A 16,749-nucleotide genomic window follows, 5' to 3' on the forward strand; every position below is an offset into this window, starting at 1 on the left:
TTTATAAAAATAATGATGGTAATTAAGTGAGGTTACGGTGAGCAAATTACTCGGTGTGATCAAAGCAATCATTGGGCAGGTATACGTTGTTGATGCTAATGGCACACAACGACTTGTTCATGAGGGCGACAGAGTATATAGCGGTGAGGAAATTGTGACCGGCGCCAGCGGCGCGGTGAGTCTCTCTTTACCAGACGGGAAGACGCTGGATATTGGCCGTAACAGCCATTGGGGCGAGCACGGGCTACAGGTCAACCATAATCCGGAGCATGATGCCCAGGATATTGCCGCCGTACAAAAAGCCATTGCCGACGGCGCTGACCCGACGCAGGTGCTGGAAGCCACCGCGGCGGGTAATGACGCGCCGGTACAGCTTGAGGGCGGTGGCGGTGGTCACACCCTGGTTCAGCTTGAATTAACCGGACAGGTGGTTGATCCTACAGCGGGTTTTAATACTAAAGGTCTGGGTAGCCCGAACTGGGAGATCAATTTGCCGGTTGGAGGGGGGGGAGCAGGCTCGGCGAACGTTTTCCCGCCTGAAGTGCAAATTACCGAGTTTGCCGGTAATGACGGATTTATTAACAACAGTGAATTTCACCAGACCCATTTAAGCGGCACCAGTAATCAAAATCACGTCACACTTACCTTCACAGATAGCCAAAAAAACACATTCACCGTTGAGGTTCCGGTGAATAACGGTCACTGGAATATTAATACCGACCTTAACGGATTAGTGCCAGGAAATGTAACCGTAGTGGCAATAGCGACCGATGTCACAGGACGAACGGCAGAAAGTGTCGATCATGCGCTGATTGATATCACCGGACCACGTATTGATATTACGGTCGATAGCGTTACCCCTGATAATCTCATCAACTACGCAGAGTCACGCCAGCCGCAGACGATGATCCATGGGAGTGCAGGCGGAGATGCCAAACCAGGTGATATCGTTACCTTATTGGTTGATGGTAAAGAATATACCGGCGTCGTTACTGACCCGGGTAATGGCGCTCTGATTTATACCATTCCGGTACAGACTCAGGGATTGCTGAACGACCCGAATATTCACGCCACGCTGACCTCTTTCGACGATGCCGGCAATCGCACAACGGTTTCCACCGAACATCATGTTGATACTGACTTATCCGCGCAAAACGCCGTGACTATTGACGCGGTGGCGAATGATGATGTCGTCAATGCCAATGAGTTTCGTATGCCGACCGTCATTTCTGGCGTCGCCAGCGGCGATGCGCAAGCGGGCGACCCGGTCATCCTGACCCTTCAGGGCAAAGAGTTTCATGGCACGATTTTCGACGACCATGGGCAGCTACGCTATGAGATCGTGGTGCCTTCAGCCACCCTGAAAGAGGGCGCGAATGAGGTGCAGGTGACGCTGGTCAGCCACGACGCGCCAGGCAATGAGGCCATCGCCGTGACGCACCGTACCGTGGTACTGGATACCCAGGCACATAACGCGCTGACTATCGATAACGTGACAGATGATAACGTCCTGAACCGCAGCGAACTGTATATGCGTAATCAGGTGATTTCCGGAACCGTCAGCGGCGAAGACGCCAGAGTGGGCGACCCGGTACAGCTGGTGGTTAATCATCATCAGTACAGCGGGCAGGTGATTGATCTTGGCAACGGCAGCCTGGGATATCGCATTGCGGTTAACGCTTCCGACTTTGCCAATAACAGCACGCCGGTTGATGGTAACGTGGAAGTGAAGGTCACTGTTACCTCTCACGATGCGGCGGGCAATCTGGCGATCGTCACCGACACCCACAGCGTGCGCATTGATAATCTTGCGACCAATCAGGTCAACATTGACGCGGTGGCGACGGATGATGTGGTCAACGCCATTGAAAACCGCATGACCACGCTGATTAGCGGTGTGGCAGGCGGTGATGCCAAAGTGGGCGATGCGGTCACCGTCAGCGTACAGGGGCAAAACTATGCCGGAACGGTAGTCAATGATAACGGTCAGTTGCGCTATGAAGTGGCATTACCGAAAGGAACGTTGCTGGAAGGTAAAAACGATGTGGTGGTAACGCTGGTCAGCCACGATGCGGCGGGTAACGAAGTCACCGCGCTCGCGCACCGTACCGTCACGCTCGACACTCAGGCGCATAACTCGCTGACAATCAATGATGTAGATAGTGATAACACCCTGAATCGTAGTGAGTTGTACACACGTAACCAGGTCATCTCCGGCGCCATTGGCAGCAATGAAGATGCTAAACCTGGCGATCCGGTACAACTGGAGATCAACGGTCACCAGTACCGCGGGGAGGTTATCGATTTAGGCCACAATGCGCTGGGCTACCGTATCACGGTAAACACTGCAGACTTTGCTGACAACAGCGTGCCGGTCGACGGTAACGTGGACGTGAAGGTCACGGTCACCTCTCATGATGCGGCGGGTAACCTGGCGATCGCCACCGACACCCACAGCGTGCACATTGATAACTTCGCCACCAATCAGGTCAGTATCGATGCTGTGGCGACGGACGATGTGGTCAACGCCATTGAAAACCGTATGGTAACGCTAATTAGCGGGGACGCTGGTGGTGATGCTAAAGCGGGCGATGCGGTCACCGTCAGCGTCCATGGGCAAAACTATGCCGGAACAATCGTTGATGATAACGGGCAGTTGCGCTACGAAGTCGCGTTGCCGAAGACGGCCTTACAGGAAGGTACAAACGACGTAGTGGTGACGTTGGTCAGTCATGACTCGGTGGGAAATGAAGTTACCGCGCTGGCACACCGCACCATCACGTTAGACACGCAGGCGCATAATACTATCCGCATACATGACCTCACTGCAGACAATGCGCTGAATTACCAGGAACTGCTTGCGGCTAAACAGACGATTACCGGTTTTGTTGGCGGTGAGGATGCGAAGGTCAACGATCCGGTCTTACTGGCGATAAATGGGCATCAGTACAGCGGTAAGGTGGTTGATTTTGGCCGCGGTAAGCTGGGTTATCGCATCGATGTGGACTCTTCTGCATTTGCCGATAACAACGGCCATGTTCTGACGAATGTGAATATTACCGCGATGGTCACCTCTCATGATGCGGCGGGAAACCTGGCCATCGCCACCGATACGCATAAAGTTCATATCGATAACTATGCGGAAAACACGCTCAAAATTGATGCGGTAGCGACGGACAATGTGGTGAATGCCAACGAAAATCGCATGCCCACCATTGTGAGTATCGTGGCGGGGGGCGATGCCAGAGTTGGCGATGCGGTGACCATCAGCGTACGAGGACAGGACTTTAGCGGCACGGTGATCAACGATAATGGTCAGTTACGCTACGCAGTGGTTTTGCCGCATGGAACTCTGCATGAAGGTAAGAATGCGGTGGTCGCAACACTGCTCAGCCATGACGCGCTGGGCAACGCGGTGACCAGTGAATCGCACCGTATTATCACCCTCGATACGCATGCGCATAACGCTATCTCGTTGGATAACATTGCCACGGACAATGTCATCAATTACCAGGAACTGTCCGCGGCGACACAGCGCATTACGGGCAGTGTCGAGGGGGAAGATGCGAAGGTCGGCGACCCGAACCAACTGGTGGTTAATGGTCATCAGTACGAGAGTCAGGTCATTGACCTTGGTCAGGGGAAGCTGGGTTACCGTATTGATGTGGACTCATCAGCGTTTGCGAACAACAGCGTTCATGTGCTGACGGATGTCGACGTACACGTCACGGTCACCTCGCATGATGCGGCGGGTAACCTTGCCATCGCGACTGACAGCCATAAAGTGCATATCGATAATTTTGCTAAAAACGTGGTGACGACCGCAGTGGTGGCGTCCGATGACGTGATAAACGCCATTGAAACCCGCATGCCGACGCTGATTAGCGGTATCGCGAAAGGTCTGGATGCCAAAGCGGGTGACGTGGTGACTGTTCACGTGCAGGGGCAAAATCAGGACTTTAGCGGCACAGTGGTTAACGATCACGGCGTTCTGCGCTACGAAGTGTTTGTACCAACGGGTGTGCTGCAGGAAGGCAGCAACGACGTAATGGTCACGCTGGTCAGCCACGACGCTGCGGGCAATCAGGCGGTTGCGGTGGAGCATCGAACCGTCACGCTGGATACCCAGGCGCACAGCACCGTGGCTATTGATAACGTTACTGACGACAACAACCTTAACCACCAGGAGCTGGATACGCCGATGCAACTCATCAGCGGTAAGGTGGGAGGGGACGCGCAGCCTGGCGATGCGGTGATCGTTGAGATCAATCACCAGACGTTTAACGGCAAGGTCATCGACCTTGGTGGCGGGCATCTGGGCTATCAAGTCCCCGTTGATTCAACGGCGTTCAGTGATAATAAGGGGCTCCAGGATAAAAATGTGTCCGTTAAGGTCACGGTTACCTCTCACGATGCGGTGGAAAATGAGGTTATAACCACCGCAACCCGTGTGGTGCATATTGATAATCATGCCGGGGCGGGAATCACCGTTGATACGGTAGCGGGCGATGACAAGCTCAACGGCGCAGAAGCAGCAAAACATCTCACTGAGGTGATGGGCACGGTGTCCGGCGATGTACACGCGGGCGCTAAAGTTCAGGTCATCGTCAACGGTCATACCTACGAAACAACCGCGCAGGCACTCCCGGAAAATAACAATGCGCTGGGATATAAGCTGGACGTTCTGAGCCGCGATCTGGTCAAAGACCCGCATATCGTTGCTCGTGTAGTCGGTGAAGATAATGTGCATAATTTCCAGCAAGCGGAGATAACGCACGACCTGCTGGTTGATTTACATGCCAAAGCCATGCTGACGATGGATCCCGTCACTGGCGACAATATGATTAATGGTGATGAATCAAAACAATCATTCACGTATGTAACCGGGAAAGTGGCTGGGGATGTTCATGTAAATGACGTCGTTTATCTCACCGTGAATGGCCACGTCCTGACGGGAAAAGTGAGCGATACCGGAGGCGGCGTTCTCGGCTATAGCATTAAAGTCAGTACCGCCGATCTGATCTCCGATCCGCATCTGACCGCGACGGTCAGCACCACCGATGGCGCGGGCAACCCGGCGACGGCCAATGCAGAAACCACAGTGATTATCGATACCCGTGTGGATGCGCAGATAACCATTGATGCCGTGACGCCGGATAATACCCTGAACCTTGCTGAGCAGATGCATGGCTATACGATGGTGAGCGGGACGGTGAGCGGGGAAGTTCACCCCGGCGATCCGTTGGTTATGACCATCAACGGCCATACCTATTCCGGTGTGGTAGAGGATCGCGGTAATCAACAAATGGGATTCCACGTTCCCGTTGCGACGGCCGATCTGGTCGCCGATCCGCATATCAGCGTCACCATGGATATCACGGACGATGCCCTGAACCATGCGCAAATTACAGCGCATCATACGGTTACGCTGGACGCGCAAGCGCTGGCCTCAATCACCATCGATCCGGTAACGGGCGACGATGTATTGAATAAGATCGAATTGGGACAAACGACGACGATCGTCAGCGGTACGGTGGGCGGCGATGCCAGGGTTAATGATGTGGTGCACCTGAATATCGGCGGCCATATGGTTGATGCGACGGTGACAAACCTGCCCAATCTGGGAACCCTGGGGTATTCCATTGGCGTGGATACGCAATGGCTACAAAACGATCCGCATATCACCGCAACCATCACCACCACTGATGCGGCAGGAAATAACGCTACGGCAGATGCGCACAGCACCGTGATTATCGATGACCAGATTGACGCGATTGTTCATATCGATCCGATCGTCACCGATAGTGGTGATGCGGTGATTAACCACGACGAAGCCCTGAATCCGCAAACGACGGTTACGGGTACGGTGGGAGGCGATGTCAAAATCGGTGATACGGTTGAACTCACCATCAATCATCAGATCTATTATGCGCAGGTGGAAGATCACAACGGCCAGCGGGCTTTCAGCACTAAGGTGTCGACTCTGGATCTACTAATGGATCCGCATATTCATGCCGAAGTGACGGCCAAAGATGACGCCGGCAATATTGCACACGGGCACGATGACATGCCTGTGGTGGTTGATACCGTTGCCGATGCCGGGATTACGATTGATTCTGCGTTGAGCTGGCGAGGCTGGGCGCTACCCGCTGGAAACCGCCCGGAATTTGTGACGGTAACCGGGCATGTTACCCCGGACGCGAAGCTTAATGATTTGGTTACCGTTGATGTGGGTAACAACACGCATCTTGAAACGCATGTTATTACCCTCCCTGATGGGCAACTGGGTTACACGCTGGATATTCTTTCTCAGGATTGGAATAACAACGGGAATATCACCGTGTCCATCACCACCCATGACGATCACGGCAACACGGCGACAGCGGTAGAGCATAAATTTATCGATCTCCCGTGGGTAACCCAGACTTATACGCCTGCCAATACGCCTTTTAGTATGCACACCCCGACGACAACGGGAACAGGAACCACGCAACCTCACCAACCGACCGTGCATCTTACCGTTGATAAGGTGGCGGGCGATGACGTTCTCAACCACGATGAAGCGCAAAAGGCGACAACGGCAATCCGTGGCCTGGTCAGCGGCGACGTGCAGTCCGGGGACGAAGTGATTGTCACCATCAATCATGTGCAGTACACCGGACATGTTATGAGCCTCCCGACGATGCCGGGACAGTTGGCATATGAGGTTGATGTGCCGACCAGCGAACTGCAGGCGCATCCGATGTTTGATGTCTCCATCACGGCTGGGACAGCCACAGATACGGTGCAGAAAACCATCACCGTCGATACGGATAACCCGCTGCAGATAACGATGGATAAGATCGCCGGTGATGATGTTATCAATGCTGCTGAGGCGCAAAGCGGAAAAACGACCGTCAGCGGCACGGTCAGCGGCGAAGGGATCCACGATGGCAGCGTGGTGAGTCTGCAGGTCAATGGCAATACGCTGACTGCGGTCGTGCATGATGATAAACATGGTCACCTGGCCTGGTCGACGAAGGTCAGTATTAACGATCTGCACAATAACCCGGATATTATCGCGACGGTCATGGCAACGGATGATAACGGCAACCTGGGTAGCGCCTCTGCCAGCAGCCATGTCGTGGTCGATCTGAGCGCTAATGCTGGCGTGACGATAGATAACATTGCCGGTGACAATGTGCTGAACGCGCGGGAATCGCTGCAACCTAAGATGACAGTAACGGGGTCGGTATCCGGAGATGTGCACCCGGGCGATAAGGTAACGCTGACGGTTAACGGAAACCCTTATGCGGCGACTGTCGATAATAACCATCGCTACTGCGTCGATATTTACACCAAAGACCTGTTGGCCGATCGCGCGATTGTCGCGACAGTCTCAGGATATGACGATCACGGCAACGTGCAGTCCGCCAGCTTCACGCAGAGCTATGCGATTGATAAATCGGCAAGCGGCAGCGTGACCATCAACACCGTCGGCGGCGACGATATTATCAATGCTGATGAAGTGAAAGCGGGTAGCGTTGAGGTGAGTGGTACGGTGGATGGCGACGTGCATCTCGGTGATAAAGTCGCCATTCTCGTCAATGGCGTCACAGTACATACGCGTGTCATTGAGCTGCCGCATATGAACGGGCAACTGGGCTACAAAGCGATGGTGAGTACGGTCGGGCTGCAAAATGACCCGAATATTCACGTCAGCGTAGAAGGGCAGGATTCGGCGTTGAACCCAATGCATGCCGTGAACGACAAAACGGTCACTATCGATACGCAGGTTGATGCCAGCATCGTGCTGGATAAAGTGTCAGTCGATGATGTGCTGAATAACGAGGAAACTCAGCATGCGAAAACCACTATCAGCGGTTATGTGACCGGAGACGTGGATGTTGGCGATCGGGTGACCATTACGGTTAACGGTAAAGATCTGGTGGCTGATGTGAAAAACAGCGGCGGGCAGAAGGTATTTAGCGTAGATGCCAGTACGGTTGACCTGACTCACGATCAAAAAATAACCGCTCACGTCACCGCCCATGATGATGCAGGTAACCGTGATGAGATCCATACCGATAAGACCATCACGATCGACAGGACCGCTGCAGGAACGATGGATATTGATAGCGTCACCCAGGATAACGTCCTGAACCAGCAGGAACTTCAGGGAACGACGGTGAGGGTAACCGGGCATCTTGGCGGCGATGTGGATGTATGGGATTCGATCAAATTAAAGATTGGTGGTCATGAATATACTGGTTCGGTAGATACGTTGGGGAATGGTGAGCGGGTTTATCATGTCGATGTAGACAGCGATGTCATGAAAGCGAACACCGCGTTCTCGGTTGAGGTCAACGGTCATGATGCGCCAGGCAACCCGTATTCAAAGACAACGTCCCACACCTATGCTGTGGATCAACAGGCAGACGCCACGCTTATCGTGGATAAACTCACCGGGGACAACCATATTTCACGTGCGGAAGCACAGGGGACTATCACCCATATCACCGGCAGCGTGAGCGGTGATGTGCATTATGGGGAGCATATTAAAGCGCTGGTAAATGGGCATCAGTACGATGCGATTCTTCATCAGGGCAGTCATGGGCTGACCTATGACATTGAGGCCGAGACCTCAGCGTTCCGGGCAGGCCATAACCGCGTATGCGTATTGGTTGAGGCGCATGATGACCACGGCAATATTACGCCGTATACGCAAACGCTGAATGTGACGATGGATGATCCGGCACCACACAAAGGGCATACGGCGGATAAAGGAAATCATGCCGCGATGCAGCACGCGCTGCACAACCTGTTCGATGACAACGCATTATCTCTGTCTTATGCGCCAGCCGCGACCGGACACGGGCAGGCAACTGCCGTGTTGAGCGCTGACGATAGGGCGAAGGCTGTGCTCGATAAAGTCGATCTCAGCGATCTGGCGCGTGAACTGCACGAAGGCGTGGATATTGCGAAGTACATTCAAAGCGGCGGCGATCACCATCAAATAGCCAGTCCGGCGAAGGTCGCGCATGGCATTGATACTGCGCTGTCTACTCATGCAAGCGGCGATCTGCATTCTGCGACCTACTCGTTGGATCACCTGATAGCCAAACCCGATCACAACCCGACTCACTAACCGTTGCTTGCTGCCCTGTGCGAACAGGGCAGCGGCATCAGGGTATACGAAATGAAAGACACTGATATGAATTCTGGACCACACGCGCAGGCAGCAGGCGCTGGCAAAAACGCTGAAAATGACACCCAACAGACGTTAGAGATGCTGCAAAAAAGCGACCTGGAGATGGTCCGCGTGCTCGACGATCTGATTTACCTGCTGATCCGTAAAGGCGTGATTGCCATTACCGATCTTCCGCCGATGGCGCAGGTTAAATTAATGAATCGCGCGAACGCGCGTCAGGAGCTTGGCGGGTTAGAACAACTGCTTGGGAGTGATGACCGTATTTTTTAGTTGATGCAGGCAGCCGGCTTGTAGGCCGGATAAGCGAAGCGCCATCCGGCGATATACAGGCTGCCTGCTGTTATCACAACGGCGCGGGTTCACCTAATAATTGACCCATTGCGCCATCAATCCCTAACTCCTGCAGTACCTTAAGCTCGCCTTGTGTTTCAACACGTTCGGCAATCAGCGGCAAATCAATACTGCGCGTGGCGCTGCACAACACTTCAATAAACAAACGTTTATCATTTTCTTCATCAATATTGCGGATATAGCTGCTGTCGATTTTCAGATAAGCAAGCCCCCACTGCGACAGATGACCGATCATGTTGAAGCGACTGCCGAAGTGTTGCAGACCGAGCGCGCAGCGATGCTGGCCTACAGCTTTGACAAATGCCGCCATCTGATGTGGTCCCGGGAGCTGATTTTCATCCAGCTCCAGAATCAACTGATGGGCTAATTTCGGTGAATAGCGCAGCGGATTGAGCAGGTCAGCAATGGCGTTCGCACTGGCGACAGAACTGCCTGAAATACTCAGCGCTAATTTCCCCGGTGCAGTTTTTAGTTGGTTCAACGTCAGTTTCAGCATCACTTTATCGAGGCGATGGCTCCAGCCAAAGCGGTGGATCCACGGCAGGAAACGACCGGCGGTAATGGTGTTGCCCTGTTCGTCGATAATGCGCGACAGCACTTTGTAATGCAGGATTTTGTCGGGCGAGCGGCAATCCACTACGGGTTGATAAACCAACTGGAATTGCTGATTTTCCAGCGCATGCTCAAGGCGAACAAACCACAAATGCTGATCTTCGGTAGCCGCTGGCACCTCGGTGGTGGGAACCACCTGATGGTCGGTATGTGTTTCTGCTTCCACCAGCAGGCGATCGGCCTGGATCAGCAATGACTGGGCGTTATCTCCGGCGCTGAATGGCACCATGCTGGTATAGGCGACCGGCTGTTGGTCTGACATACCGGTGGCATAAAAGGCCGTCAGCTTCTGACACAGCGAATTGCCCATGTCCAGCATTTCACCGTGCGTAACCCCCGGACAGAGCAGGGCGAACTCGCCGCCGCGAATGCGGGCGAGGGTACTGTCGAGAGAGGCATATTTTTCTTTATGCGCGTTCAGCAGGTTGGCGATATTGAGCAACAGCTTATCGGTATGCGGGCCGCCAAAACGCTGATTCAGACCGCCTAAGTCCTGAACGCGAACCAGCATCAGATACCCTGGCGCCGTATCGGCATCACTTAGCCGCGCCTGAAACTGCATATCGAACGCGCGGCGGTTGGCAATTCCGGTCTGGCTGTCGAGATAAGCTTCATTGTGCAGACGTTCGCTATAGACAGCTTGCTCTTCAAATAACGACTTGAGCTTCGCTGCCATCAAATTCATGGCGTTAACGACGCGGCGTAATTCCGGTGTTTTTGGCAGTTCCTGTAGCGTCAGAAATTCGCGGCGGGCAATGGCTTCTGACTGTTTTGCCAGATAATTGAGCGGGCGCAGCAGTTTGCGCAGCAGCAGAATGCCTGCGATTAAACAGACGAGACTACAGGACAGCATCCACAGCAGATTGCCCAGGGTGTTGTCCCACAGACGCTGTACGGCAAAGATCGGATCGCTGGTCACTTCCACACGAGCGGCCTGCTGCCAGCCGCGCATAATTGTCGCCTCGCCGGTTTGCGGAGTCACATCCACCAGATCAACAAACCAGCCGGGAACATTGGGAATCGACGCCGCCGCGCGGCGCTCAAGCATCGTTTTGCCGTTTTGCAGATCGACGATACGGATTTTTTTGTAGTAACCGCTATCGAAAATGGAGCTAACCATTAGCTCGATCATCGCCGGATCGTTGACGTTGGGGGTCAGCGAAACGCCCAGCGCGGTTGCTGCATCCTGGGCATGTGAAAGGAGTTGGTTATTGGACTGATCGCGAGAGCTTTCTAACGTCACGATAAAATTGCCGCTAAACACAACCATCATAAAGAGAGAGATTGTCAGGAGTAACTGTTTAAAAAGAGACACAGGTGATTCCTATTTATCCATCGGGAAGCCCTCTTCCCGCATTTTGATGAAAACTTGCTGCCAGCGAGAAAGTCTCTTGCTGTCGCCAACGCGCTTATTGTTCTGATTGCCCGGAAGCCAAAGGCCAGTGTTGTTAAAGGAGTAAACGGGTAATAAATCCATACGCTGGGTGGCCGGTGAAATGGTATTGGTCAGGCTGTCGAGTACCAGAGGAATCGCTTCAGGCGTGAGGTACCAGGTCAGCACCATATGCGCCCGGTTATAGCGCATGGCCTTAACATAGGTAATACGCAGTTTGTCTTCGGAGATGCCCAACTGGCGAAGAGTGAAATATTTAGCGATCGCGTAGTCTTCACAATCCGCCTCACCTTTGCGCAGTGATTCAATGGGGGTTGCCCAGTAATCGACGTCATGCCAGGCGTCAATATCTTCGGTATAACGGAGCTTATCGTTAAAAAATTGGTTTACGGCGTGTAATTGTGTTTGTTCGTCTGCATTACGCAACTGGAGCAACAACTGCTGCCAGGCGTTGATCCGCCGTTGCGCTTGCGGGCTTGCGGGGCCGTAAAGCGCATCGGATTTCTGCTGGATGCTGGCAAAATCCCAGGCGGCGCGCAGCGAATGGACGGTCAATAGCAACAGCAGCACCCCGGGGATTTTCCACAGGCGCAGCAGGCGGTGGTGTAAAGAGCGGCTGATAGTGTTCAATTACTATGCTGACAGCTACCTGGCGATGGGATTTTCATCTTTTCGCAGGACCAGGGAGACAGCCACTTTTTGCGTAACTGCGCGTTGATCGGTGAGGCGAAGAAATCTTTCAGCGTGCTGTTAACAAACGTCACGAACTGCGGATCGTTTTTCCTCATCATAATGGCATAGTGCATATCATTGCCGATGCTCTGTGCCGACACGCTGAACAGTTCCGGTTGCTCGCTATCCTTAATCAACGGCCAGGCCAGAACATCATCAAGGAATAAGGCGGCGGCCTCATTATGCGCCATCTTGTCAAACGCACCGTTTATCGTGGTGGTAGTAATTGTCGAAATATTAAGATGCTGCTCTCTGTTGGCTTTATTAAACTCCAGCAAATCTTTTGAGCTTCCAGGCAGGCTCACCGTGCGGCCTTTAAGATCGACAATCGAGTGGATATTATTTTTACGTAACGCAATGATGCGCATTTTTGCGATGTAATAGTTGAGAGAAAATGAGACGCTGGATATCCGCTCCGGCGCATTGGTATTTACGCTACAGTCCATATCAATTTTGCGCGTGTTTAATGCGGTAAAGCGTTCCCCGAAGCTCACGGGAATATAATGAATAGTTAAGCTATTGAGCTTAAGATACTGGCGCAACTTATCGGCAATCATGTTACATACCGCAATGGTATAACCCGTGACCTTGCCATTGTTGTCGGTAAATGAAAATGGCGGTAACTGGCGATAGCCCACGTTTAGCACGCTGCTGTTCTGAATATGGTCGAGCGTCGCGGCGTTTTGCTGAGCCATCAGCGCAGGAGAGATGACGATACCTGCCAGTAGGATCAGCCATTGCACCGTACGTTTCACCCTTGCCATTTCACGATTAATTATATTTTTCATAATCAAAACTGATCTTCTTTTTAGCAGCCGTTAGTGCTTTCAGGTTATCTGACATGGGAATGTTTAAATTGATGGATTTCGGCGGAATCGGTGACTGAAACCATTTATTGTACAGCGCAGTAAAGTCGTTGCTGGTCATCAGAGAAGACAACGTGCCATCAACAAACTCTTTAAATTCTTTATCATGTAACGGGAGCAACAGGCCCGCTGGTAGCGGGGCGCTGAGTGCAATATCTGACAGCGCATACTCCTCAGGGTTTGGTGTTTGAGCAATCATCCCTTTGAGTAATACCGTGCTGGAGATCAGTGCTGAATACTCCCCGTTCTTCAGTTCGTTGAAGGCCGTAATATTATTGGTGTCGAGTTGAATATTAATATCCAGATCATTCGCGGCATTCACTTTTTGCAGTTGCTCAACGTAAATCGTACCGCTTTTTACCAGTACGCTATGTCCAGAAAGCTTAGCCAGGTTGTCGCTGCTTTCGGTTTTACGCATCACAAAGCGGGTGCTCGAAAAATAAAACGGCAGGGAGAACTCGCTCATGCTGTGGCGGCTTTGTGAATAAAAGGCAGGTATGCACATGATGTCTGCCATGTGGTTTTTAATCAGCACAAACTGCGATGCTGAATTGGCTTTTACCCACTCTATTTTCAGGTTTTTTAGCTGGAGTTTGGTCTTGAGCGCGCTGACGATACTGTTGCAGATATCAATGGAGTAGCCCACAGGGGTATTTCCATTTTGCCAGGAGAAGGGAAACGCATCATCCTGATAGCCAAGGGTAATGGTTTTCTTGCTGGCGATCTGTTCCAGCGTATGCAGTTGCTTATCTGCCATGCATGGCGTAGCCACTGCCAGCAGCACCACCATCATCAGCAGGCGTTTTGCCAGGCGAAAGATGTCAGGCATTGCTCAGACCTTCTTCAATAACCTCTTCGGCAAACGCGGAAAGCACCTCACGTTCGCGAAGCGGATAGCTAAAGAAATAGCCCTGAACATTCTGGCACTCTATGTCGCGCAGGATGTCGCGCTGCTGCGCGGTCTCCACCCCTTCAGCAGTGACCGACATATTGTACTTATGGGCAAACTGAATCAGCATCACAATCAAATACTGGCTGGCATTATCCTGCTGGAGTTTATCGACCAACGTGCGGGCGATCTTGATGCGGGTGAAAGGATAAATCAGCAGGTAATCCAGCGCCGCATACCCGGTACCCAGATCGTCCATGGCGATTTCGATGCCCATAGCGCGGATCTCTTGCAGTACGGGTAAGGCGATTGATCTATCCAGTTTCTCGGATTCGGTGATTTCTATTTCAAGGCGATCTGCCGCGAGTTGGCTGATGCGTAAGGCGTCTTTGATCACATCAACCAGCCCCGGACTGTGCAACTGGTAGGCCGATATATTGACGGCAATTCTGGTGCGCTCCGGCCATTTAGCCGCCGCTTCACAGGACTGACGAATAATCCATTCACCTAAACGCACAATCAGGCCGGAACTTTCGGCTATGCTGATAAAATAATCTGGGTAAATCAGTCCCTTGCTGGGATGATTCCAGCGGATCAGCGATTCATACCCATACACGCTTTCATCTGCCAGGTTTATGATTGGCTGGTAGTGAAGTTCGAACTCCTTGTTATCAATACCATCAATAATTTCCTGATTAATAAACAGGCTGTGGGTCTGCTTCATCACCATGCCGTCTTCAAAGAAATGGAAGCAGCCGCGGCCATGATGCTTAGAGGCATACATAGCAAGATCGGCATTGATCATCAGTGTCGAGGTATTGTTTCCCTGATATGGCGCGGTGGTGATACCGATGCTACAGCTGATGGAAAAAGTATGTGTGCTCCAGGTGAATGGGGTACTCAGCGCACGAATAATGCGTTTTGCCAGACGATTCGCCTCTCTGATGGCGTTGTCGCTGACATGTTGCAGGATGGCGAACTCATCACCGCCCAGACGCGCCGCGATATCGTCAGGGCCGAGCAGCAATTGCAGGCGCTGGGCCACGCTAATTAACAGTTCATCCCCGGCTTTATGGCCGAAGGTATCGTTGACCGGTTTGAAATTGTCGAGGTCAATCAATAGCAGGTTGAACGGTTTTTCATCCAGATGAATTTCACTGACGCGCTTATCTAACGCCTGGCCAAACGAAACGCGGTTGGGTAAGCCGGTTAGTGAATCATGATGGGCCATATGCTCCATCTTTTGCGACATTTCATGCATGCGTTGCAGATAACCGCGCTCTTTCATGGCGACGCGCAATTTCTCAATCGCTCCTGCGAGATGCCCAATTTCATCGTCCTGATCAAGATAAGGGGTAATGCAGTCGGTCTCTTCATGGGCAATACGGGTGAGGGAGTTGATCAGCAGCGGAACCGGTCGGAATAAGCGGCGCATAAACAGCGTAACCAGCGCCAGCGTCACCAGCAAAATCAGGACGAAAATGATACAGCTCTTTTTCAGCATCGCATCGTAGGTAGCGTACAACTCACTTTTTTTACCGATGCTGCTTATCAGGCTCCCGAGGATCTCGCCGGAAGGCGTCAATATCGGGACGGCGCTGATGAAACACTCTTCGCCATTGATCTGGGCGAAGCCAACATAGTAATTGACCAGCACATCGCGCGGCAAACGACCAGAGAAGGAGATAATTCCTTCGCCATTTTCAGACTTGTTGTTAATCCCAACATACCCTTTTTCCGGCGTATAGAGAAACAGCCAGGTGGGGCTGTGCGTCTGCACTGATGCCAACGCCAGGACGTCTACCGGGTTATAACCCGTTTGCAGAATGGAGTCGGTATCGCCAAGTTGTCTGTCGGAGACGATGCGGGAGATCTGCCCGGCATCGCTGGTTTCAACCGAAACGGTGGTGTACACGCTGCGGATAATGTAGGTCATAATCTGCGCATTCGCCTCAGCGCGCTGCACCCACTGTTGATAAGAAAAGCTGTCTATCAGGCTCCAGTTGGTAAAGGCGCCAGCGCTAAAAGCAATAACGATACCCACCAGCAAGAATTGCGTTATTTTGCCAGTGATGGAATGTTGCCACCCTTTTATTGCTTTAAGGGAAAACAGAGACTTTGCCACGGATTATGTTAATTCCTGAATTGATTATGCGATGCTAAATTTATTTCTGTTATTTCTTAATGGGATATTATTGTTGCAAATAAGTAGATGAAAGATGTGAAACGTAATGACGTAACAAATAACTAACATTGAACCAGGATGAGTAATGACAACAATAACGGTATGCGAATATAGATAACGCTGTGCTTATCGTCAACAGGCAAAAGTGTTCATAAAAATACATTTTTCATTATGCCTCATCCAGGATATTAATGTTGGCATTAAAACGACAAGGCGTGTTTTTTGTTTGTACTGGTTGGAGGTGTGGTGAAGTGGTCAGTAAGGTGTGGTTTTTATATTTGGCATCAATGAATTAGCTATGCTATTAAGTGAGTGTGCTGTAGTTTCATCCCGCCGGGATGTCCATTTTTGTCTATTAATGAGTATTTATTTCCTGATCTGATATGAATAAGATGCTCGCTTCAATATAGAGCCTAACTTTATTTTCTCAGTGCGCGGTCAATGTTGACAATTTTGCTATGGTTCAGCGACTGACCCAAAAGGATTTGTTTGTGACATTCGAGTCTGGATTAAAGTCCTATTGGTATAGTG

General features: G+C 51.8%; 7 protein-coding genes. 2 read left to right on the forward strand and 5 right to left on the reverse strand.

Features of this window, described 5'->3' with window-relative positions:
* Positions 1-37 precede the first annotated feature (37 nt).
* Both FDW97_RS22425 and FDW97_RS22430 read left to right on the forward strand, forming a co-directional pair.
* A complete protein-coding gene (locus FDW97_RS22425) occupies positions 38-9,127 on the forward strand; it encodes a retention module-containing protein (protein ID WP_137351642.1) in 9,090 nt (3,029 codons plus the stop codon).
* A gap of 66 nt (positions 9,128-9,193) precedes the next feature.
* Positions 9,194-9,460, forward strand: coding sequence for a hypothetical protein (locus FDW97_RS22430; RefSeq protein ID WP_042311152.1), 267 nt, complete (start codon positions 9,194-9,196; stop codon positions 9,458-9,460).
* A gap of 73 nt (positions 9,461-9,533) precedes the next feature.
* Here FDW97_RS22430 and lapD read toward each other — a convergent pair whose 3' ends face one another.
* The 5 genes from lapD to FDW97_RS22455 are packed head-to-tail and all read right to left on the reverse strand — an operon-like array spanning position 9,534 to position 16,158.
* A complete protein-coding gene (lapD, locus tag FDW97_RS22435; protein ID WP_137351643.1) occupies positions 9,534-11,468 on the reverse strand; it encodes a cyclic di-GMP receptor LapD in 1,935 nt (644 codons plus the stop codon).
* A gap of 9 nt (positions 11,469-11,477) precedes the next feature.
* Complete coding sequence (lapG, locus tag FDW97_RS22440) at positions 11,478-12,167, reverse strand: cysteine protease LapG (RefSeq protein ID WP_369711622.1); 690 nt, start codon at positions 12,165-12,167, stop codon at positions 11,478-11,480.
* A 5-nt stretch (positions 12,168-12,172) separates the two neighbouring features.
* A complete protein-coding gene (locus FDW97_RS22445) occupies positions 12,173-13,066 on the reverse strand; it encodes a transporter substrate-binding domain-containing protein (protein WP_087856247.1) in 894 nt (297 codons plus the stop codon).
* Positions 13,050-13,973 carry an amino acid ABC transporter substrate-binding protein gene (locus tag FDW97_RS22450; RefSeq protein ID WP_137351644.1) on the reverse strand — a complete coding sequence of 308 codons (924 nt, stop codon included), beginning with the start codon at positions 13,971-13,973 and terminating at the stop codon, positions 13,050-13,052. The genes FDW97_RS22445 and FDW97_RS22450 overlap by 17 nt, the downstream gene beginning before the upstream one ends.
* Complete coding sequence (locus tag FDW97_RS22455; protein ID WP_137351645.1) at positions 13,966-16,158, reverse strand: bifunctional diguanylate cyclase/phosphodiesterase; 2,193 nt, start codon at positions 16,156-16,158, stop codon at positions 13,966-13,968. The genes FDW97_RS22450 and FDW97_RS22455 overlap by 8 nt, the downstream gene beginning before the upstream one ends.
* Between the last annotated feature and the right edge of the window lie 591 nt (positions 16,159-16,749).

Origin of the sequence: Citrobacter sp. wls708, from assembly GCF_005281255.1 — a bacterium.
GTDB lineage: Bacteria > Pseudomonadota > Gammaproteobacteria > Enterobacterales > Enterobacteriaceae > Citrobacter > Citrobacter werkmanii.

Coding starts and splice junctions, on each gene's coding strand:
- FDW97_RS22450 (WP_137351644.1), bottom strand. CDS start 13,973: ATGCCTGACATCTTTCGCCTGGCAAAACGCCTGCTGATGATGGTGGTG.
- FDW97_RS22430 (WP_042311152.1), top strand. CDS start 9,194: ATGAATTCTGGACCACACGCGCAGGCAGCAGGCGCTGGCAAAAACGCT.
- FDW97_RS22445 (WP_087856247.1), bottom strand. CDS start 13,066: ATGAAAAATATAATTAATCGTGAAATGGCAAGGGTGAAACGTACGGTG.